16 protein-coding genes and 1 pseudogene are annotated in these 21397 nt (G+C 74.6%); 6 read left to right on the forward strand and 11 right to left on the reverse strand.

Going from position 1 to position 21397, the window contains the following annotated elements:
- The first annotated feature begins 114 nt into the window (after positions 1 to 114).
- Both L3078_RS06075 and L3078_RS06080 read left to right on the forward strand, forming a co-directional pair.
- A complete protein-coding gene (locus L3078_RS06075; RefSeq protein WP_239751596.1) occupies positions 115 to 1899 on the forward strand; it encodes an N-acetylglutaminylglutamine amidotransferase in 1785 nt (594 codons plus the stop codon).
- Positions 1872 to 4193, forward strand: a complete 2322-nt coding sequence (locus tag L3078_RS06080) for a prolyl oligopeptidase family serine peptidase (RefSeq protein ID WP_239751598.1) — start codon at positions 1872 to 1874, stop codon at positions 4191 to 4193. The genes L3078_RS06075 and L3078_RS06080 overlap by 28 nt, the downstream gene beginning before the upstream one ends.
- A gap of 19 nt (positions 4194 to 4212) precedes the next feature.
- Here the strand turns inward: L3078_RS06080 and L3078_RS06085 are convergent, their stop codons facing one another.
- From L3078_RS06085 to L3078_RS06095, 3 genes are all read right to left on the reverse strand, one after another.
- Positions 4213 to 4419: a phosphatase PAP2 family protein gene (locus L3078_RS06085; RefSeq protein ID WP_239751600.1), complete on the reverse strand. Its 207-nt coding sequence runs from the start codon at positions 4417 to 4419 to the stop codon at positions 4213 to 4215.
- Between the two features lie 48 nt (positions 4420 to 4467).
- Complete coding sequence (locus L3078_RS06090) at positions 4468 to 4623, reverse strand: hypothetical protein (protein ID WP_239751603.1); 156 nt, start codon at positions 4621 to 4623, stop codon at positions 4468 to 4470.
- 143 nt (positions 4624 to 4766) lie between these two features.
- Positions 4767 to 5255 carry a DUF5709 domain-containing protein gene (locus L3078_RS06095; protein WP_239751606.1) on the reverse strand — a complete coding sequence of 163 codons (489 nt, stop codon included), beginning with the start codon at positions 5253 to 5255 and terminating at the stop codon, positions 4767 to 4769.
- 192 nt (positions 5256 to 5447) lie between these two features.
- Between L3078_RS06095 and L3078_RS06100 the strand changes: the two genes are divergently transcribed.
- Positions 5448 to 6716, forward strand: a complete 1269-nt coding sequence (locus L3078_RS06100; RefSeq protein ID WP_239751608.1) for a cytochrome P450 — start codon at positions 5448 to 5450, stop codon at positions 6714 to 6716.
- A 167-nt stretch (positions 6717 to 6883) separates the two neighbouring features.
- Here the strand turns inward: L3078_RS06100 and L3078_RS06105 are convergent, their stop codons facing one another.
- Positions 6884 to 7873 carry an SDR family oxidoreductase gene (locus L3078_RS06105; RefSeq protein ID WP_239751611.1) on the reverse strand — a complete coding sequence of 330 codons (990 nt, stop codon included), beginning with the start codon at positions 7871 to 7873 and terminating at the stop codon, positions 6884 to 6886.
- A gap of 332 nt (positions 7874 to 8205) precedes the next feature.
- Between L3078_RS06105 and L3078_RS06110 the strand changes: the two genes are divergently transcribed.
- From L3078_RS06110 to L3078_RS06120, 3 genes are all read left to right on the forward strand, one after another.
- On the forward strand, positions 8206 to 9003 hold the full coding sequence (locus tag L3078_RS06110; protein WP_239751613.1) for a glycoside hydrolase family 16 protein: 798 nt from the start codon (positions 8206 to 8208) through the stop codon (positions 9001 to 9003).
- 72 nt (positions 9004 to 9075) lie between these two features.
- A complete protein-coding gene (locus tag L3078_RS06115) occupies positions 9076 to 9840 on the forward strand; it encodes an IclR family transcriptional regulator (RefSeq protein ID WP_239751616.1) in 765 nt (254 codons plus the stop codon).
- Positions 9841 to 9941: 101 nt separating this feature from the next.
- The gene (locus L3078_RS06120) at positions 9942 to 11147 is read left to right on the forward strand and encodes a PP2C family protein-serine/threonine phosphatase (protein WP_239751620.1); all 1206 of its coding nucleotides are present in this window, start codon (positions 9942 to 9944) and stop codon (positions 11145 to 11147) included.
- On the opposite strand, the gene L3078_RS06125 is transcribed toward L3078_RS06120, so the two are convergent.
- From L3078_RS06125 to L3078_RS06155, 7 genes and pseudogenes are all read right to left on the reverse strand, one after another.
- On the reverse strand, positions 11113 to 12000 hold the full coding sequence (locus L3078_RS06125) for a GNAT family N-acetyltransferase (protein ID WP_239751623.1): 888 nt from the start codon (positions 11998 to 12000) through the stop codon (positions 11113 to 11115). The two genes, L3078_RS06120 and L3078_RS06125, sit on opposite strands and share 35 nt — an antisense overlap.
- The gene (locus L3078_RS06130) at positions 11997 to 15353 is read right to left on the reverse strand and encodes a hypothetical protein (RefSeq protein WP_239751625.1); all 3357 of its coding nucleotides are present in this window, start codon (positions 15351 to 15353) and stop codon (positions 11997 to 11999) included. Before L3078_RS06130 ends, L3078_RS06125 begins: the two co-directional genes overlap by 4 nt.
- A 160-nt stretch (positions 15354 to 15513) precedes the next feature.
- A pseudogene (locus L3078_RS06135) lies at positions 15514 to 17589 on the reverse strand (iron ABC transporter permease); the annotation flags it as partial.
- Between the two features lie 43 nt (positions 17590 to 17632).
- A complete protein-coding gene (locus L3078_RS06140; RefSeq protein ID WP_239751629.1) occupies positions 17633 to 18610 on the reverse strand; it encodes an ABC transporter substrate-binding protein in 978 nt (325 codons plus the stop codon).
- Complete coding sequence (locus tag L3078_RS06145) at positions 18607 to 19476, reverse strand: ABC transporter ATP-binding protein (protein ID WP_239751632.1); 870 nt, start codon at positions 19474 to 19476, stop codon at positions 18607 to 18609. The genes L3078_RS06140 and L3078_RS06145 overlap by 4 nt, the downstream gene beginning before the upstream one ends.
- Before the next feature lie 56 nt (positions 19477 to 19532).
- Positions 19533 to 20114 carry an MSMEG_1061 family FMN-dependent PPOX-type flavoprotein gene (locus tag L3078_RS06150; protein WP_420864043.1) on the reverse strand — a complete coding sequence of 194 codons (582 nt, stop codon included), beginning with the start codon at positions 20112 to 20114 and terminating at the stop codon, positions 19533 to 19535.
- 103 nt (positions 20115 to 20217) lie between these two features.
- A complete protein-coding gene (locus L3078_RS06155; RefSeq protein ID WP_239751635.1) occupies positions 20218 to 21195 on the reverse strand; it encodes a DMT family transporter in 978 nt (325 codons plus the stop codon).
- Between the last annotated feature and the right edge of the window lie 202 nt (positions 21196 to 21397).

A 21397-nucleotide genomic window follows, 5' to 3' on the forward strand; every position in this document is an offset into this window, starting at 1 on the left:
TCGCATGCCCAGCAGCAAGACGGAGACGCACCCGAAACGCACCGGCTCCCGCTCGATCGAGGCCTCGCCCCCGGGACCGGCCGACGCGGACCCCCTGCGAGGAGGTGCGGTCTGATGTGCGGTCTGAGCGGAGAGATCCGCTTCGACGGCGGACGGCCCGACCTGGCCGCCGTCGAGCGCATCACCGACCGACTCGCTCCCCGTGGCCCGGACGGCAGGGGCCTGTGGTCGCAGAACGCCGTCGCCCTGGGGCACCGCAGGTTGAAGATCATCGACCTGTCCGAGTGCGGGGCCCAGCCGATGACGGACCCCGGGGGCCGGATCGCCGGTGTCTTCAACGGCTGCGTCTACAACTACAAGGAGTTGCGTGAGGAACTGCGCGGCCTCGGCCACCGCTTCTTCTCCGGCTCCGACACCGAGGTGGTGCTCAAGGCCTACCAGCAGTGGGGCACCTCCTGCGTCGACCACTTCTACGGCATGTTCGCCTTCGCCATCGCCGAACAGGACACCGGACGCCTGGTACTGGCCCGTGACCGGCTGGGCATCAAACCGCTGTACCTGGCCCAGGCGCCGGGGCGGCTGCGGTTCGCCTCCTCGCTGCCCGCCCTCCTGGCGGGCGGCGGCGTCGACACCTCGCTCGACCCGGTCGCGCTGCACCAGTACCTGAGCTGGCACGCCACGGTCGCCGCACCGCGCACCGTGCTCGCGGGCGTGCGCAAACTCCCCGCGGCCACCGTGCGGGTGGTGGAGCCGGACGGCAGCCACCGCGACATCCGCTACTGGCAGCCGTCGTACACCCGCAGGCCCGAGGACGCGGGGATGGACGCGGACGACTGGCGGGACGCGGTGCTCGACGCGCTGCGCACCGCCGTACGCCGGCGCATGGTCGCCGACGTGCCCGTGGGCGTCCTGCTGTCGGGCGGCCTCGACTCCAGCCTGATCGTGGCGCTGCTGGCCGACGAGGGGCAGCGCGATCTCGCCACGTTCAGCGTGGGCTTCGAGTCCGAGGGCGGCGAGGAGGGCGACGAGTTCCCCTACTCGGACCTGGTCGCCCGGCGTTTCGGCACCGACCACCACCAGCTGATGGTGCCCTCGGACCGCGTGTCGACGGCCCTGGACGCGGCGATCGAGGCGATGAGCGAGCCGATGGTCAGCCATGACGTGGTGGCCTTCCACCTGCTCGCCGAACAGGTCGCGAAGGAGGTGAAGGTCGTGCAGAGCGGCCAGGGCGCCGACGAGGTCTTCGCCGGCTACCACTGGTACCCGGACATCGCCGCCGCCCCGAGGGAGCGGGCGGCCGAGGCGTACGCCGAGACGTACTTCGACCGGTCGCACGCCGACCTCGCCGGAATGCTGCGACCACGCTTCCTGGCCGACCACGACGTGTCCGATCGCTTCGTGCGGGAGCACATGGCCCGCCCGGGCGCCGAGACCGCGCTCGACGCGGCGCTGCGGCTCGACGCCGACGTGATGCTCGTCGACGATCCGGTCAAGCGCGTCGACAACATGACCATGGACTGGGGCCTGGAGGCCCGGACCCCGTTCCTCGACCACGAGCTGGTGGAGCTGGCCGCCGTCTGCCCGCCGGAGCTCAAGCTCGCCGACGGCGGCAAGGGGATCCTCAAGGCCGCCGGACGCCGGGTCCTGCCCGCCGAGGTCGTCGACCGGCCGAAGGGGTACTTCCCGGTCCCCGCCGTCAAGCACATGGCGGGCCCCGTACTGGGCAGGGTCCGTGAGGCGCTGTCCGCGCCCGAGGCCAGGTCGCGCGGCGTCTTCCGGGACGACTACGTGGCCCGGCTGCTGGCGGCCCCGGACGAACACCGCGCCAGGCGTGGGGCGAACGAGCTGTGGCAGGTAGCTTTGCTGGAGATATGGCTGCAAACGCACGGAATCAGGTGACCGGGGAGCACCCCCGCACCGGCTCCTTCCACCCCTCCCCCGTCGGCGAGGACCTCGTCGACGGGGTGCCGTGGCGCCCGGAGGAGCACGGTCCCGCCGCCCCGACGGTCCCCGGGGCCGACGGCCGCACCCGTACGCTCGGCGTCCCGACGCCGTCGGCCGCCACGGCCCCGGTGCCGGTCCCGCTGCCCGACACCGCCGCGCCGCTGGACACGCCCCAGCCGTTGCGGTCGCACGGCTGCTGGTACCCGTCGGTGGACCCGAGCGGCCGGTACGTCGCGTTCATCTGCGACCGGGGCGGGGTGCCGCAGCTGTGGACCGGACCGGTCGGCGGGGACGAGGTGCATCTGCTGGACTCCGATCCCCACCCGGTCAAGGAGGTGGCCTGGTCGCCCGACGGCCGCTGGATCGCCTACACCACGGCCCCCGGCGGCGGCGAGCACACCAGGGTGCTGTGCGTACGGCCCGACGGCACCGGACGGCGCGTCCTGGCCGGTGCCGAACCGGGCAGCTCCGCCTACCTGGGCTGCTGGCAGCACGACGGTACGGCCGTCGCCGTCACCGTCGCCGAACCGGTCCTCACCCCGGGCGGCGCCGACGGGGAGGAGGGGGCCGCTCCCACGGGGCCCGGCCTCGCCGATCCGGACACCTACACCGCCCCCCGCCCGGCTGGCTGGGCCACCCGCGACGGCCGGGCCGTGCTGCTGGGCGGCCCGCACCACGGCGACGCCGGCCCCGGGGCCGACCGGGAGACGGAAGGCCCCGAGGCCCACGGCACGGGGACGCCCGGCGCCCGGGAGAAGGACGGCGAGACGGCCCGGGAGACGGCGTCGGGCGGAGGGCTGGCCGCCTATCTGGTCGACCCCCTGGGCGTGGCGGCGCCCACCCTGGTCGCGGTGGAACGCGGCGCCGCGACCCTGCGCGTGTGCGACCTCAGCAGGGACGGACGGCTCGCGCTCGTGCGCCGGGGACCGCGCGGCCGTCGCGAGGCCCTCGTCGTACGGACCGGCGATCTGCGGACCGTCTTCGCCCTGCACGTCGCCGACGGCGACCCCTGGATCGGCCGGTTCTCCCCGGACGGTACGACGCTGTGGCTGCGCAGCGACGCGGCACGCGAGTTCGCCGCGCTGTTCGCGGTCCGCCTCGACGCCGAGGGCGCCTCGCTGGGGCTGACCGTCGCCGCCGAGCGCGCGGACTGCGGCCTGGAGCTGCTGGCGCTCGGCCACGACGGGTACACCGCCGCCCTGGCCTGGAACGTACGCGGCGCCACCGAGCTGGAGGTCACCTCGGTGTCCCCGACGTCCGCCGGGGAGGCCCGGGTCGGGCCGTCGCGGACGGTGTCGCTGCCGCACGAGGTGGTGACGCGTATCCCGCAGGTCGGCGGGCGTGCGGGACTGGTGCTGGCCCTGTCCGGCTCCCAGCGCCGCCCCGGGGTGTGGTGGTTCCCCGACGGCACCGCGCGGCGGACCGCTTGGTCGTCGCGGGACGAGGACGCCGTCCCGCCCGGCCGGCCGCCGGTGCGTCCGGTGCCGCTGCGGCCGGTCGCGCGGGACGGACTGCCGCTGAGCGGCTGGTACTACCGGGCTCCGGACCGGGGCGCCGGTGAGCCCGCGCCCTGTGTGATCCATCTGCACGGCGGGCCGGAGGAGCAGGAGCGCCCGGTGTTCAACCCGCTCTACCACGAGCTGCTGGGCCGGGGGCTCGACGTGTTCGCCCCGGACGTGCGCGGCTCGTCGGGGCACGGCCGCTCGTTCGTCGACGCCGACCTCGGCACGGGCCGGTTCGCCGCGATCGAGGACGTGGCCGCCTGCGCGGCCCATGTCGTCGTCGCCGGTCTCGCCGACCCCCGGCGGCTGGCCGTCATGGGGCGCTCCTACGGCGGCTATCTGGTGATGGCCTCACTCGTGTGGCACCCGGACCTCTTCCGCACCGGCGTCGCGGCCTGCGGCATGTCCGACTTCGCGACCTTCTACGCCGGTACGGAGCCGTGGATCGCGGAGTCGGCCGCGCACAAGTACGGCCACCCGGAGCACGACCGCGAACTGCTGCACGCGCTGTCCCCGATGACCCGCGTGGACGCCCTGCGCGTCCCCGTCCTCACGGTCCACGGCGAGCACGACACCAATGTGCCGCTCGGCGAGTCCGAGCAGTTCGTCCGGGCGGCCCGGGAACGCGGACTGCGGGCCGAACTGCTGCTGCTGCGCGACGAGGGCCACGACTTCCTACGCGCGGACAGCCGCAGGCTCTTCCGCCGGACCGCCGCCGACTGGCTCCAGCGCCACATCGCCGAGTAGGGCCGCCGGCGCCCCCTGGTCAGGGCAGACGGCGGACGGCGAGGAGGAGCAGGCGCGGAAGGCGGCGGGTGGTCCAGGCGGCGGCCAGGGCGAGCACGGCGCCGGCGGCGACATCGCTCGGGAAGTGGGCCCCGCTCCGCACCCGCTCGACGGCCACGAGCGGCGGCCTGCGCCGGTCGATCACCTGCTTGCCGATCACGTTGGAGCCCACCTGGGCCAGCGTCATCGCCGCCAGGCCCGTCGCCGCCGCCCGTCGGCCGCGCCCACCGCCCCATCAGGCCATCACCGTGGCCGCCGCGCACCAGAGCTTGGCGCTCTCGGCCGTCTCCTCCACCGCCCACAGCGGCTTGCCCACGCGCACGGGGTCCCAGGCCGCCAGCCGCTTGGCGAGCCACCGGTCCCCCGCACGAAGCCCGGCCGACACTCTCATGCTCCAGGTATGCCCCGACCGCCCCTCGGTCGCGCGAGGCGGTGCGCCCGAGGGGCGGGGCGGTCGGCTCCGGCGGGGCGCACGGGCCGACCCGAGCATGCGTTCACCCCTTCCTTCGTTCGTTCCTTCGTTCCCTCGTTCGTTCATTCCTCCGGCGGTTCCACCGGCGGCAGCCGGTCGTCGGGGACCACGTGCATCGCCGCCTCCTCGGCGCCCGCCGCTCCGCCGTCGATGCCCTCGTCCTCGGCGACCAGTTCCTTGGTGGTGTCCGTCCGGACGCCCTCGTCGGGAGCGACGAGACGGCCGGCGCGGTCCGATCCGGCCTCCGGGTCGACGGGCTCGCCCTCGCCGCCGGGGAGGTCGCCGATGCCGTCCCCGAGCGGGACCTCCACGTCGGGCTCCTCCTGCCGCAGTCTGTCGTCGAGCGACTCGCCCTCGTGCTGCTCGGCGGCCGTGGTGCCGCTCTTGGTGACGCCCAGCGGCCTCTCCGGCGGCGAATAGCCCTCGTCCAGCATGTCGTCGTACGTGCGTTCGTCGATCGCGTCCTGGAGATCCAGCGGGGAGGCGTCCTCCTGCTCCTCGTTGCCACCGGTGGGCTGGTAGGCGTCGTCCGCCAGGTTCTCGTCGCTCATGATCGCCTCCGAGGGGTCGGTCGGCCGGTTCGTGTCTCCGTGCGGAGTACCGAGTTCCGCGGGGTGTCACACCTCTGTGCGGTGATCGCCGCCGCGTGGCGTCGGGCGTCCGTGCGGGGCGCGCTTCGGCCATCCGTGCGGTGCCCGCGCCGCCCGCGTTACCGGCCGAGCCGGGCGGGCACTCGGGTCGGCATGAATCCCAGTCCTCGCACTCCCCTGGTCGACAGTTCGCTCGCGGCCCTGGTCAAGGGGTACACCTGGCTGCCCGAGCGCCGGCGCCGCAGCACCGGTCCCCTGGTCCGCGCCCGCCTGATGGGACAGCACACCGTCGCCCTGTGGGGCCCGGAGGCCGTGCGGTTCTTCTACGACGAGCGGCACGTGGAACGGGCGAACGCGTTGCCCGGCCCGGTGCTGAGCACCCTGTTCGGCCACGGAGCCGTGCACACCCTGGACGGTCCGGCCCATCGCGTGCGCAAGGAGCTGTTCCTTTCGCTGCTCACCGGCCCGCAGGCCGTCGCGGGCCTGGTGGAGCGGGTCGCCGAGGCCTGGGACGCGGCCGTGGAGTCGTGGCCCGGCCGGCGCTCGGTCGTGCTGTTCGACGAGGCGAGCCGGGTGCTCGCGCTGGGTGTCTGCCGGTGGGCCGGGATCCCCCTGGACGAGGCCGCCGCCGTCGACACGGCCCGGGACATGGTCGCCATGGTCGACGGCTTCGCCACCCCGGGGCCCCGGCACTGGCGGGCCCGCCGGGCCCGCAGTCGCAGCGAGGCCTGGCTGGCGGGTCTGGTGCGGGACGTCCGGGAGGGCGCCGCCACCGCGCCGGCCGGGTCGCCGCTGGACGTGGTGGTCCGGCACCTGGACGCCGACGGTCTGCCGCTCGACCCGCACCTGGCCGCGGTGGAACTCCTCAATATCGTCCGCCCCACCGTCGCGGTGTGCTGGTTCGTCACCTACGCCGGTCACGCGCTGCGGCTGCGGCCCGACGTGCGGGAGCGGCTGGCCGAGGACGACCCCGACTACGCCGTGGCGTTCGCCCACGAGCTGCGGCGCTTCTACCCGTTCGCGCCCTTCGTCGGCGGGCTGGCCGTCACCGACCTGGAGTGGCGCGGCGAGCCGATCCCGGCGGGCGCGATGGTCCTGCTCGACCTGTACGGGCAGAACCACGACCCCGAGCTGTGGGACCTGCCGTACACCTTCGAACCACAGCGCTTCCTGGAGCGGCCGCCGCAGCGCGACGACCTGGTGCCGCAGGGCGGCGGCGACCGCGCCGCCGGTCATCGCTGCCCCGGCGAGGACGTCACCGTGGCGCTGCTGCGGGCCCTGGGGCCGCGGCTGGCCCGGCTCACGTACGACGTGCCCGCCCAGGACCTGCGGATCCCGCTGACGCGGATGCCGGCGCGGGTGCGCAGCGGTTTCGTCATGGAGTCGGTCCGCGTCCCGACACGGGTGCACGCGTCCGGGTAGGCCACGGCGCACCACGCGTCCCCGCCCCGCTCCCAGGAGCGGGGCGAGCACGGGCACCCGCACCGCGCCTCCAACGGCGCCGATGCCCCCGCGACTTCGATGCCCCTCCACGCCTCCCGTGCCCCCGGCGGCCTCCAGGGGCTTCGGTGGCTCGCGGGGGCTTCGGGTCAGGTCGTGGTCAGTTCGCGGCCGATTTTGCGTCCCGCGGCGGCCACGCCCGCGCCCACCACCGCGACGGCGGCCGTGCGGCGCAGTGCCGTGCGGCGTCGGCCGCCCCAGCCTCCGTGCACGGCTCCCTCGCCGGGAGCGGGGACGTGCAGCGCTCCATGCGTGGCCGGCGCCTCCTCGTCGTGGGACAGATGGGTCCTGTCGGTCTGCCGGGCCATCACCCGCTCCGCCAGGGCCGGGTTCTTGCGCGCCCTGCGCACCAGGGCCCGCCCGGCGGGGCCGACCACCACTTCACGGTGCGGGTGACGGACCAGGTCGACGACGGCCTTGGCGACCCGCTCGGGGCTGTAGACGGGCGGCATCGCGACCACCTTGCGCCCGGTGTAGTTGGCCGACTGCTCGAAGTGCGGCGTGTCGATGGTCGCGGGCATCACCGTGCACACCCGGACACCCTTCGCCCCTTCCACCCGCAGCTGCTGCCGCAGACTCGACCCGAAGCCCTGGACGGCGTGTTTGGACATGCTGTACGGGTGGCTGTACGGCTGGGCCACGGCTCCCACGATCGAGGAGATGTTGACCAGCGTGCCCCGCCCCTGCGCCCGCATCACCGGCAGAGCCGCCCGCGCCCCGTGCACGTAGCCCATCACATTGACGTCCAGGACCCGGCGGAAGTCCTCCAGCGGTACGTCCTCGAACCGGCCGAAGGCGTTGACGGCGGCGTTGTTGACCCAGACGTCGATCCGGCCGAACTCCCGCACCGCGCGCCTCGCCAGGTCGTCGACCGCCTTGGCATCGGTCATGTCGGTCGGCACGACCAGTGTCCGCGCCCCGCGGTGCCTCTCGCACTCCTGAGCGGTCGCCTCCAGCGCCTCCTCGCGGCGGGCGGCCAGCACCACGGCGCAGCCCTTGCGTGCGAAGGCCTCGGCGGTGGCCCTGCCGATCCCGCTGGACGCTCCCGTCACCACCACGACGTGTTCCCTCAGTCGCATCGCGTACCTCCTCAGGTCCGTCGTCCCGGACGTGTCGGGTCCGGCTCCGCGCCCCGAGTACCCGAAACGGCCGATTCACCTCGCCGACGGAGTACGACCCTCCGGTAGGCACGAACATCACGGCACGAACACCACCCCGTTGCGGGGGTGGCGCCGGAGCGGCCGTGCGGTGAGGATGCTCCCTCGCGCCACGCATCCCGCTGTGGGTCGAAGGGGGCTGTCCGATGGGTTCGCACGCGGCACCGAAACGTCGTGGACGCGCACTGTGGCCCTCCCTGTGTCTCCTGCCGCTGGTGGCGCTCGTCGGCATTCCCCGTGCCGAGGGAGCACCGGTGTCGGCCGACGCCTGCCGTGTCGCGGGCACCGCGCTGCCCCGGGGCGACTGCGGGCCGTTCTGGCAGGTCCTGGCGGAGGACTTCGACGGCGACCGGGTGCCGCTGGGCGGGTTCAGCGACTGCGACCACCGGGTCGACACCTCCGCCGCCCACTGCGGGGGCCTGCGCGGCGCGTACCGCGACAACTGGTGGGCGTACCCGACGGGTTGGCGCGACACGGCCAACGACCGGGGCCGGGACGTCGTCGGTGTCCACCACCCGGAGGACACCGTGAGCGTGGGCCCTGCGGAGAACGGCGACGGCCGGATGTTCATCCGGATGTGGCGGCCCGCCGACGGGGGTCCCGTGCACGCTGCCGCGGTGGTACCCCGCGCGGTCATGCAGATGAAGTACGGCAAGTACAGCGCCCGTATCAAGGTGACGAAGCTCGCCCCGGGATACAAGTCGGCCTGGCTGCACTACGGCGGGGGCTGCGAGATGGACCATCCCGAGGGTGAGTGGACGGGCGACCTCACCGCCTTCCACCATCCCTGCGGCGGCGGGGAGCAGGGCTACTTCCCGGGGAGCGACGACTGGACGCGGTGGCACACCGTGTCGACGGAGTGGACGCCCGGCCATGTGCGGTTCTTCGTGGACGGACGGCTGGTGGGGCACGACACCCGGAACGTGCCGGACCGGCCGCTGTCGTGGGTGCTGCAGAACGAGAGCGCCCTGGAGGGGCCGGGCGCGGCCCCGGGCAGCAGCGCCCAGCTCGACATCACGTGGGTCGCGGCCTACGCGTACGGCTGGAAGTGATCGTCCCGCCGGTGCCCCCGTCCCGGCCGGGCGGAGTTTGCCCGGGGCGCGCGCCCGGCGCACGCTGGTCGTATGGCTGCGCACGAAGGCCCCGGCCCCACACTCATCACCTCCGTGCAGCGGGCCTTCCGCCTGCTGGAGGCGGTGAGCGCCCACGAGAACGGCGCGCCCGCGAAACAGCTGGCGCGGGAGACGGGGCTGCCGCTGGCCACCGCCTACCACCTGCTGCGGACCCTCGTCCACGACGGCTACCTGCGGAAACTGGCCGACGGCGGGTTCGTCCTGGGCGACAAGGTGACGGCCCTGCACACCACCGGCAGGGGTCAGGCACTGCTCAGCCGGGTCCGGCCGACGCTCGCCGCACTGCGGGACGAGCTGACCACCGCCGCGTACCTCACCTTCTACGAGGACGGTGAGATCAGGGTCGCCGAGATCGTGGACAGCGCCCGGGCGCCCCGGGTGGACCTCTGGGTGGGGTTCGAGGACGCCGGGCACGCCACCGCGCTGGGCAAGTCGGTGCTGCGCGAACTGGACGAGGAGTCCCGCAAGGACTACCTCTCCCGGCACCACCTCGCCGACCTCACTCCCCGGACCATCACCGACGCCCCGGAACTGCTCCGCCGGCTGGACGACTCCCCCATCGCACCGGCCGTCACGGACCTGGAGGAGTACGCCCTCGGCACGGTCTGTGTCGCGGTGCCCGTCTACAGCGGCGACACGCTCGGCTCGCTCGGCGTCTCCCTGCGGGCGGACCGCCTCTCCCGGCTCGACGAGGTCCGGGCCCGGCTGCTCCCGACCGCGAGCCGGGTGACCAGGGGCCTGTCGCTCACTATCTGAAAATCGTCTCCTTGTGGCGCCCGCACCGATCCTCTTTCCTGGACCAAACGGACAATTCCGGAGTGCATGCTCCACGGACAGGTGAGGACTGCGGGCGAAACATGAGGCACACCCGAGAGCTCGGTGCCGACCACGATCCGATCCGGCCGCCCCGGAAACGACCGGCCGCCGCGCAGCTGGCCTCCGGGACGCCCGTCCTGCCCGTGCTGATCGTCTCCGGCATCGTGGTCGTCGGTCTGTTCGGCGGGACCGGGCTGACCTGGCTGCCGCTGCTCGCCGTCGGGCCCGCGCTGGCCGCCACCACCAGCGGGCCCGGCGGCGTCCTCTGTGTCGGGCTGCTGGCCGGGGTGCTGGGCACACTGCTCGGCGTCCGGGAAGGGGCTCCGGGCCGTGAGCTGGCCGCCGTACTGTCCGCGCTGGCGGCCGTCACCCTGGCGAGCGGCCTGGCCGGCGCGTTGCGAGGACGGCGCGAACGGGTCCTCGCGGCCGTCCGCTCGGTCGCCGAGGCCGCCCAGCACGCGCTGCTCCAGCCGGTGCCGGCGGTCGTCGGTCCGTTCCAGGTGGCCGTCCGGTACAGCGCGGCCGCCGCGGAGGCCCGTATCGGCGGGGATCTGTACGCGCTCGTACCCACCCCCTACGGGGTACGGCTGATCGTGGGCGACGTGCGCGGCAAGGGGCTGCCCGCGGTGGGGATCGCCGCTCTGGTGGTCGGGGTGTTCCGCGAGGCGGCGTACGAGGAGCCCGACCTGCTCGCCGTCGTCGACCGGATCGAGCGGAGCCTGGCCCGCAACCTGCGCTGCGACGACTTCGTCACCGCCGTGGTCGCCGGGCACCCCGAGCCGGATCGGCTGGAGCTGGTCAACTGCGGGCACGCGCCGCCACTGCTGGTGCGCGGCGACGACGTGGTGCCCGTCGAGCCGGCCCTTCCGGCGCCGCCCCTCGGGCTGCGTGCCCTCACGGGCGAGACCCCGGCGCTCCAGACGCTGCCCTTCACCGACGGCGAACAGCTGCTGCTCTACACCGACGGGGTCACGGAGGCCCGGGACCGCGACCGCGAGTTCTACCCGCTCACGGAGCGTTTGGCACACCACCTGTCCGAGGAGCCGGCCCGCACGCTCACGGCCCTGCACGACGAACTCCTCACACACGTAGGCGGCCGCCTCCACGACGACGCGGCCCTACTCCTCCTCCGCAAGCCCCCCTCACCGACCCCGGCGACAGCGACGCCCCCTGCCACTCCAGCGGCTTCGACGGCTCCGGCAGCCCGCCGCGTCAGCGTGTCGGCGGCGCGAAGTCGTACACGGTGAAGTCGTCGACCGGGAGGTAACCGAGGCGGACGTACAGGGCGTTGCTCGTGGTGTTGGCGAGGTTGGTGAACAGCAGCACCTGCCGCGCGCCCGCGGCCGACGCGGCACGGCTCACCTCGGCGGTCACGGCTCCCGCGTACCCGCGTCCCCGCAGGCGGGCCGGGGTGTAGACGGCCGCCACCCGCACCTGACCGGCGATCACCGGGGTCACGGCGGCCATGGAGACGGGAACGCCGTCCGGGGTCTCCCAGAGGGTGACGCGTCCTTGGGCGAAGCGGGCGGCCGCGGCCTCGGTGGGCTCCTCTCCGACGGCGGCGGCGAACTCGTGGTACCAGCGGACGAGTCGCTCACGGTCCCGCGGGCCGGCCAGCCGGCTCCGGCCCGGCGGGAGCGGTCGGGGTGGGGCGAGGGTGCCGAGGCGGTACAGACGGCGACGCGCCGACAGGGTCGGCGCCGCCCCGGTGAGCCGGTGCCACGCGTCGGCGAAGGCGGAGGCGGTGCCCTGGTCCGCGCTGACGCCGGGGAGGCGATGGCCGAGGCCGGCCAGACGCGCGGCGAGGGCGTCCGCCTCCCCGGGGGTGAGAGGCGTGAGGTTCAGCCGGTGCGGCGGGGTGCGGAAGAACGTGGCGCGGACCTCGCCCGCCCGCTCCAGCAGACCGAGAACGGGGGCCTCGACACCGTAGGCGTCCGCCCCGGACGTACGCAGTGTCTCGGTGACCGTCAGGTGCACGGTGTGCGGGGCGGGACGCGAGCGCAGGAAGTCCCCGGCTCGGGCGAGGAAGTCGTCGACGTCACCGGTGACATGCCAGCGGCCGTCCTCGTCGGCGCCACGCCGACCGTCCGGGGGCGTCATTCGTTGTGCGTCGTGGTCCGGTACGCCTGGTGGCGCACATCGGGGTCGGGATGGCGCCGCAGCAGCCGCAGCAGGGCGCGCCGCTCCTCGGTCCAGCCGAGGGACAGCCCCGCCCCCCTCACCAGCCCGACCGCCAGGAGGCCGGTCGCGGTGGCACCGTCGCGGGCGAATCCGTCGGCGGCGGTCAGCAGGCCCTCGGCGCACTCCGGAGCGCGGTGCGCCGACGTCCGCAGCCGGTCGGAGGTCTGCACCGCGACGCTCACCCCGACGTCCTCGAACGCCGCCGCCAGGTCCCGCAGGCGTCCGAGCAGTTCGGTCGGTTCCACGGCGAGGTCGACCAACTGGCCCAGCAGCTCGGCGTGTTCCGCCGCGAGCAGCGGTTCGCCCGCGAGCTGCGCGGCGACCGCCTCCAGCAACTCGGTGCGGACGCCCTCGGCGTAGGCGAACGACGTCAGGTGCCGCAGCCTCTGCAAAGCGGGCACGTCACGGCTCTCCAGCGCGTCGCAGCCGCCTTCCGGCGTGTGCGTCGCGGCCAGCAGCTCGGCCACGGCGCTGTGGAAGACGCTGCCGGGCGCGGCGCCGCCCACGGGGTGCGGCAGTTCGGAGACGGCCAGATCGCGCAGCGCCCACGCGGCGTGGCTCCAGCGCGCCCGGTCGTCGAGGTCGCTGACCGTCCGGGAGATGCGGTGGGCGATGTCGGGCGAGTAGCGGCACCACACCGCCATGGCACGCAGCACGGCGTGGCCGGCGAAGCCCTCCGTGAGCGCGAGGGCTCGGTCGTACGCCGCGAGGACGGCGGCGGCGTACGCCCGGCGGTGCGTCTCGGCCAACTCCCAGGGGGTGACGGCCAGGAGGGCTTCGTGCACGGGGGCGGTGTCGTCGCGTGCCGCGTCCTCGATCAGGGCCCGGGCCTCCGGCTCGTCGAGCAGCGGGGGCAGCGCGCGCACGACGGCGGCCCGTACGTCCGGGTGGCCGTCGGGGGCGTGGTAGGCACCCGCCAGCAGGGGGGCCGCGTCCCGGGGTGGCAGGAAGCGGGCGGCGAGCCGTACGGCCTCCTTGCGGGAGGTGACCTTCGCGGGCCGTTCCCCGGTGAGCAACGGGCCGAGGGCGTGGGCGAGTCGGGACGGGGCGGTGTGGCGGGCGGCGCGTACCGCCGCGTACACGGCGACCCCGGCGCGGTCGCCGTCGGCCTGGTCGAGCAGCGTCGGCAGGGCGTCGTGGGGCCGATCGGTCCGGGGCAGGGCGCCGAGCGCGGCCTCGGCGACGACCACGTCCGGGTCGTCCGTGTGCGCGAGCGCCAGGGCACGCCCGAACTCGGGCACCGGGGCGGCGGCCCGGATCAGCGCGGCGCGTTCGTCGAGCGGGAGCGTACGGTCCGCGGTCGCCCTCGCGGCCAGCCGGACCGCCGCTCGCTGCTGGCGGGGCAGCCAGCGGTCGCTGTCGCCGAGGGCCGGCATCGGACGCTGGGCGCCCTCCGCCAGGAAGCGGCCGTGGGGCGGGGTCTCGGCCAGCAGGGTGTCCAGCAGGTCCGTGCGCCGCCGGGACAGTACGTGCCGTACGGGAGGGAGGGCCACGGCCGACGGTTCGCGAGCGACGATGCGGGCGGCCCGTTCGTCGCGGGTCGCCGGTGCGGCCAGCCACAGCCGGGCCGCCGCCTCGACAGTCTCGTCGTCGCCGCGTTCCACGGCCGTGGCCAGCCGGTCCTGGAGTTCGGGCAGTCGCCGGGCGCGCGGTCCCAGTGCGGCGGCCAGCCCCAACAGCAGCCGGAAGTCGGCCCGCCCGGCCCCGGCGTCGAGCCAGGGCCGCAGGGCACCGAGGACCTCGTGCTCCTGCCCCCTGCGCAACTCCCGGTGCAGTTCCCCGAAGTCGGGCACCCCGACCCGCTCGGCGATCCGCACCACCACCCGCAGTGCCCACTCCCCCAGCCCGACACCGCCGGCTCCGTCCCCGGTCGCGGCCTCGCCCCCCGCCTCGTGCTCGACGAGCAGGCGTACGGCCAGGGTGCGTAGGGCCGTCAGGGTGTCGGGCGAGGTGTCCCGTGCCTCCAGCGCGGCCGTGGCGATCGTGTCGAGCAGCGGAGCGTCGTCCGGGGCGAAGAGGCGCGGGGGTGTCGCGGCGAGGGCGCCGAGCGCCGCGGCGCGGACGGGGTCCCGATCGTTGCGCAGCCGTCGTCCCGCCGTCGTCAGCAGCTCGGTGATCGCCGCGCGGCCGCCGTCCCGGGCGACGCAGGCCACGAACAACGGCCAGGCGGCGGCCCGGTCGTCGGCGTCGGACCGCCCGATCGCGGCCAGCAGGGCGGGGCGTGCCTCGTCGAGCGGACCGTTGGCGAGGGTGTCCAGGTCGTCCCACCAGTAGTTGGTCCCGTCGGCAGCGGCCGCCGCGCGCCGCACCTCCGCCCAGCGGCGCTCGCGCGGCAGCAGTTCGAGGACGGTCTCCGCCGCGTCGCCGCCGACCGCGTCCACGAACGCGGGGCGTCGGCCCGGAGCCATGGCTCCGACCAGCCGGGCGAAGAGCGGGACGCGCTGCAGCCAGTGCCGGCCCAGCGCGATCAGTGACGCGGGCTCGGCCCGCAGGAGCGCGCGCAGCGCTCCAGGGGGCGGCACCGGCTCGTGGCGCGGCCGTCCGCGGTCGGGCGAGGTGATCCAGCGGATGACACGTTCGGCGTCGGCGGTGGCCAAGGGCGTGAGTCCGCGGCTGAGCGCGGGCGGCAGGCTGCCGGGGCCGTGCCGCTCCAGCAGGGTCAGCACCCGCTCGGGGCGCAGGGGCGCGAGCGCCGCGACCTTGGTGGCGTGCACCCGCCACCAGTCGTCCCGCTGCTCCCCGCCCGCCCGGTCGGCCAGGGTCCGCTCGGCGTGGTCGAGCACCGGGTCGGGGTGCCGGGACGCGAGCCGGGTCCAGCCGTCGACGGCGTGGGCGAGTCCGGGCAACTCCCGTGCCACGAACGGGGTGGAGCAGGCCGGCAGCAGCCGCGCGGCCTCGGTGTCGCCCCACTCGGCGCGCAGCCGGACCACCATCCGCTCGGCGAGTGCGGTGCGGCCTCCGGCGGCGAGCAGACCGGCCAGCCGCTGTCGCCGCACGGCCGGTGCGTCGTCGTAGGCCGCCTCGACCGCCCGGTCCGGCACGGGCAGGTCGCGTACGGCGCGCCGCGCGTACCCGGCGACCACCGGGTCCGGGTCGGCCAGTCGCTCCGCGAGGAACTCCACGTCCCGTCCGACGAGCGCCGCCAGCGCCGCGAGCCGCCGTTCGTACGGCCCGCGTCCGTCGAGGTCGGCCAGGAGCGGGGCGAGCGTCCCTTCCTCCGCGAGCCCGCGGGCGGTCCGTGCCGTCAGGGTGAGGCGTGCGGGGAACGGCACGGTTCGAGGGCGGACAGCAGTTGCTCCGCGGTGGTCGGCATGGGGCCGATTGTGCCCGGCGGGCTCCGCCCTCGCGATCGATTAAGAGCGGCCTGGGCGGGCGGGTGAGGGCCGGCCCGCACGCAACGACCGCCGCTTCCGGACACGGCGGCCCCACGGGCTAGCGTCGGGTCCGTATCAGCAGGTGGAGGAAGTACGGCGTGCCGATCACGGCGGTCATCAGTCCGGCGCCGAGCTGGGCGGGCGCGATCACCGTACGGCCGAGGAGATCCGCCGCGCAGACGAGCGTGGCCCCGAGGAGCACGGCGACCGGGACCACCCGTGCATGCCGTCGGCCGACGAGCGCCCGCGCCGCGTGCGGTGCGACGAGGCCCACGAAACCGATGGTGCCGGCGGAGGCGACGGCGGTCGCGCTGAGCAGGACGGCCACCACCAGGAACCCGAGCCTGGCCCGGGACAGTCGCAGGCCGAGCAGGCGCGGGGTGTGCTCGTCCAGGGAGACGAGGTCCAGTTCGGTACGGCGGGCGACCGCGACGACGAGCCCCACGGCCACCACGCACGCGACGGGCAGCACGTCCGGCATGGTCCGGCCGTACGTCGAACCGGACAGCCAGGTCAACGCCTTGGTGGCGTTGAACGGGTCGGTGAGCACGATGAGCAGACTGATCAGTGCCGTGGTCGCGGCGGCCACGCCGATGCCGACGAGCACCAGCCGGTTCTGCTGGTAGCCGCCCCGGGCGGCGAGCCCGAAGACGACCACCGAGGCGAGAGCGGCACCCGCGAACGCGGCGCCCGCGACGCCCCAGCCCCCGACGACGGGCACGGTGGTGACGAGCAGCACGGCGCCGAGCGCGGCGCCGCCGGAGACGCCGAGGATCGCCGGTTCCGCGAGGGGGTTGCGGGTCACGGCCTGCACCAGCGTTCCGGCCAGGGCGAGGGCCGCGCCCGCGCAGAGGGCCGCGAGGACCCGCGGCACCCGGGTGTCGAGGACGAAGGACACGGTCCGGCCGGCCCGTCCCTGTGCCCAGTTCGCGACATCGCCGAGCAGGAGTTTGCTGTCGCCCAGCAGGACGCCGGCGACGGTGACGCCCACCGTCACGGCCACGAGCACGGCCAACGTGACCAGGAACGCCGTACGGCTGGGGATGCGCAGCCGGTCGGGCGCCTCGGCTGTGGAGGTGTCCCGCAGCCGTAGCGCCATCACCACCAGGAACACCGCGCCGACCAGGCTGGTGACGACGCCGGTGGGGACGGCGACCGCCGTGTCGGAGGGGACGAGGGCGCGCAGCAGGACGTCCGACCCGAGGACCAGCCCGGACCCCACCAGGCCGGCCACGGGCAGAGAGCCCCGGGTGCGCACGAAGCCCCGGATGCGGCGGGCGAGGGGCCGCACCAGCGCGGGCGCGCACAGGCCGACGAAGCCGATGGGCCCGGCGAGGGTGACGGCCGCCGCGGACAGCAGGGTGGCGAGGACGACGACCGTCACCCGGGTGGCGCGGACCGGGACGCCGAGCCCGCGCGCGGCGTCGTCGCCGAGGGCGAGCGCGTCGACCCGACGGGCCGTCAGCAGCAGGCCCACGAGCCCGATCGCGGCGACCGGGAGCATCTGCAGGATGCCGTCGAAGCCGTTCTGGCCGATGCTGCCCTGGTTCCACTGGTAGAGGCCCTCGGTCTGCTGCGGGAACAGCAACAGCAGGCCCTCGGTGAGGGAGTTCAGGCCCAGCATCAGGGCGGTGCCGGCGAGCACGAGCCGTACGGTGCCCGTGCCGAGGCCGGAGAGGGAGAGCACGACGGCCGCCGCCAGCAGTCCGCCCACGAAGGCGACGCCGGAGGAGGCGAGCAGCGGCAGCGAGACCCCGGTGACGCCGACGATGCCGAGGGCCAGGTAGGCGCCGGCGTTCACGGCGAGGGTGTCGGGTGAGGCGAGGACGTTGCGGCTGACGGCCTGGAGCACGGCGCCCGCCACCCCGAGCAGGACGCCGACGAGGATGCCGGCGGTCATCCGGGGCAGCCGGGAGGCGATGACGACGGACGCGTCGCCGGGGTCGGCCCGTCCGGTCAGGGCCTTGATCACCTCGGCGGGCCCGACGGCCGCGGTGCCCTGGGTGAGGTCGACGACGGCGAGGGCGGCGACCAGGAGGACGAGCGCGGCCGTCACCGCGGTCGCGCCCGTCCGGGTCGCCGCTGCCGACGGACGGGTGGCGGGGGAAGTCGCGGTGACGGCCATGGCTCCGTGCTTCTGCTTCGTCTCTTCGTCTGCTTCTCTGCTGCTCGGTCCGTTACTTCGTCAGCGCGTCGACGAGGCCGTCGATGTACGCCTCCATCGACCCGGGGCCGCCGAACATCCAGATGCCGTCGGGCAGTCGGTGCACGTCGCCGGACTTCACGAACGCGAGGGACTTCCAGACGGCGTTCTTCGCCAGCTCGTTGCCGAAGGGGTTGCTGGTCTCGTCCTCGTCGTTGCCTATGTAGGCGAACTGGACGTCCTTGGGCAGCCCGGTCAGACCCTCGACGTCGGTGGTGCCGAGGCCGTAGTCGGCGTCGCCCTTCACCTTCCAGGCGTTCTTCAGACCGAGCCGCTCGTTGACGGCGCCGATCAGCGAACCGCTGGTGTACGGGCGCAGGGAGACCTGGTTGGAGGCGACGTAGCCGTCGGCGAAGGCGATGTCGGTGCCGTCGAGTCCGGCGTCGGCGAGGGCCTTCTTGCCCTCGGCGACCTTGGCCTCGAAGCTCTCCCGGGCGGTCTTCGCCCGGTCGGTGGTGCCGGTGGCCTTGGCGATGAGGTCGAGGTTGTCCAGCATCTGCCCGATCTGGTCGGAGGCGTCGGCGGACTGGATCCCCAGCACCGGGGCGATCTCGCGCAGTTGCTTGACGGCGGCGGGCGCCAGGTCGGAGGAGGCCACGATGAGGTCGGGCTTGAGGGAGGCGATGGTGTCCATGCTCGGCTCGCCCCGCGTGCCGATGTCCTTCGGCTCGTTCTTCAGCGGGACCGCCTGGTCCCAGGTCTTGTAGCCCTTGACGTCCGCGACGCCGACGGGGTCGACGCCGAGGGTGAGGAGGAACTCGACCTCGTTCCACTCGGTGGCGACGACCTTGGTGGCCGGGCCGTCGAGTTCGACCTTCTTGCCGGTGGAGTCGGTGAGGGTGATGGCCTCGGAGGTCTTCTCGGTGCTGTCGGCGGCGGGCTCGGTGGTACCGCAGGCGGCGAGGGTGAGCGCCGCGACGACGGTGGTCGCGGGGAGCAGGAGACGTCTCATGAGGTGGAGCGGAGCCTTTCGCTGGTGGTGGTGCGGGTGTGGTGACGACCGATCGGGCGGGTGCGCAGTCGGCCGGTGAGGGGGTCGGTGTCGACATCGATGCGGATGCCGTAGACGGCGGTCAGACGTTCCGGCGTGAGGACGTCCTCGGGGCGGCCCTCGGCGACGATCCGGCCCGCTTCGAGCAGGGTGATCCGGTCGGCGACGGCCGCCGCCTGGTCGAGGTCGTGCAGGACGACGCCGACGGCGATGCCGTGGTCGTCCGCCAGATCGCGGACGAGGTCGAGGAGTTCGACCTGGTAGCGCAGGTCGAGATAGGTGGTCGGTTCGTCCAGCAGGAGGACGCCGGTCTCCTGGGCGAGACAACTGGCGAGCCACACTCGCTGCAACTGCCCGCCGGAGAGATGGTCGGCGCCGCGCTCCGCGAGGCCGAGGACGCCGGTGAGCGCGAGCGCCCGGTCGACGGCGGCCGTCGCGTCGGGGTCCCGGCGACCGAAGCGGCCCCGATACGGGTAGCGGCCGAACTCGACGACGTCCCGCACGGTCAGTCCGCTGGGCGTGGGCCGGCCCTGGGTCAGCAGGGCGACGTGCCGCGCGAACTCACGGGAGGTCAGGGCGAGTCCGTCGGTGTCGGCGTCGATCCTGAGCGCGGCGTGGCGGGGCCGCTGCAGCCGGGCGACGGTCCGCAGGAGCGTCGACTTGCCGCTGCCGTTGGGGCCGACCAGGGCGGTCACCTCGCCGGGCCGGAGCGCGATCGCGACATCGTGCACGACGTCGACGCCGTCGTACGACACGGTCACACCCGTGGCCGACAGTGCGTGCCCGCGGAGCCTCGGGGTGTCGGCTGCTTCCTCACCAGATCTCACAAGCGAAGGTTAGCCTAACCTAAATATTGGCCGACAACGGGCCCCGTCGGCCGGATTCAGCCGGTCGGCCACGACCGCGGATCCCACACGCCCGACCGGCGCAGGGACTGCGGACAGTGCAGGTAGATCTCGTCGATCTCCAGGACCAGCGCCAGCGAGGGCCGCCGGTCGTCGAGCGTCATCGCGTCGAAGAACGGGGCGTCGGCGAGGATCCGCGCCCGGCCGTTGACCCGCAGGACCTCCTTGGAGCCCGGGATCAGGTACAGCAGTCCGGCGTGCGGGTTGTCGAGGATGTTGTGGAAGCTGTCGCCGCGCCGGTTCCCCGGCCGGTCGGGCAGGGCTATCGTCCCGGGGTCGACGACATGGGTGAAGCCCGGCGCGTCCCCGCGCGGGGAGACGTCGCAGCCGCCCCGCGCGTCGGAGGTGGCCAGCAGGCAGAACGGGGAGCGGGCCAGGATGCCCCGGTCCTGGTCGGTGAGCCGGTCGTGGACCTTCTCGATCACCACCGGCCAGGGCTCGCCCAGCAGTTCGCGCAACGCCTCGCGCGACCCCAGTTCGACCCACCCCTCCTCGCTCCGCCCCGCGCCGGCCACGGCTTCCGGGTCGTCTCCGGCGGTGGTCCCGATCGTGCGCGGCAAGGCCGACCCCCAAGGTGTGTACGTGCGGCGACAGGTGCACCTCGCACACTAACCGAAGTCAGTTAGGTCAGCCTTACCTCACGGACGGGATCGGGGGGCTCTGCTACCGGCGCCGTCGGCCCGTCCCGGCGGGGACGGCCAGCAGGACCATGCCGAGGGCGAGGACGGCCAGCCCGCACCAGGAGACGGCGGGCAGCCGTTCACCGAGGAGGAAGACGCCCAGGACCGCCGCCACGGCGGGCTCGCCGAGCGTCAGCGAGGTGGCCGTCGACGCCGGTGTGCGGCGCAGTCCGTACCCGAAGAGCCGGTAGGCGAGGAAGACGGTGAACAGGGCGAGGTACCCCGCGACCGCCGCACCGCGAACGGTGGCCGTCCAGCCCGTGCCGGCGACCACCACGACCGGCAGGACGAGCAGCCCGGCCGCCCCGAACAGCACCCCCATCACCGCGTCGGAGGCGTGTCCGCGCGAGATGAGCGTGCCGCCGATCAGCGCGTACACGGCGTACGACAGCCCGCCGCACGCGGCCAGCGCGACGCCGACGAGGTCCATCGTCCCGGTGTGCCCGGCGAGTTGAGGGCCGGTCACCAGCAGGACGCAGCCCACCACGGCGGCAGTGGTGGCCACCGTCCAACGCGCGGTGGGCCGGGCCCGGCCGGTGATCCAGGCCAGCAGTCCCGCGAACACCGGCGCGCTGCCCAGTGCGATCACGGTGGCGACCGCCACGCCGGTCCGGGCGACCGCCGGGTAGAAGGTGACCGGATAACCGGCCACCGTCACGGCGCCGAGGAACAGCAGCAGGCGCTCCGAGCGGGTGCAGGCGGCGGGCAGGGAGCGGGCACCTCGGGAGGTGAGGAACATCAGGATGCCGCCGAGGGCGAGACCGGCGCAGCCGATGGCCGCCGCCGGGGCGCCGGCCGGTGCCAGCGAGGCGACGGTCCCGGTCGTGCCCCACAGCACCGCCGCGACGAGGATGGGGGCGGGGCCGTCGAGGAGCCCGGCGCGAGGGAGACCGGTGCGGGAGGGGCGCGAGCCGGCGGTGGCCGGGCGCGCGGGAGTCAGGGGTGTGGTGCGGTTCGGCACGTCGTGAACTTCCGTCGTCGCATGCGTCTGGGACTGGATCCGGGACGGGCGCGCGACGACAGCCCCTGACCGCCCTGCGGGTCGGTCGGGGCCGGGGATCGAACCGTCGGTGTCGGCGCCCGGTCAGGCGCCGAGCGGCGGCAGAACGACGTGCCAGTAGGTGTTCACGGCGCGACTGTACTACGGGGTTACGGGGCCACCG

It is taken from the genome of Streptomyces deccanensis (genome assembly GCF_022385335.1).
GTDB lineage: Bacteria > Actinomycetota > Actinomycetes > Streptomycetales > Streptomycetaceae > Streptomyces > Streptomyces deccanensis.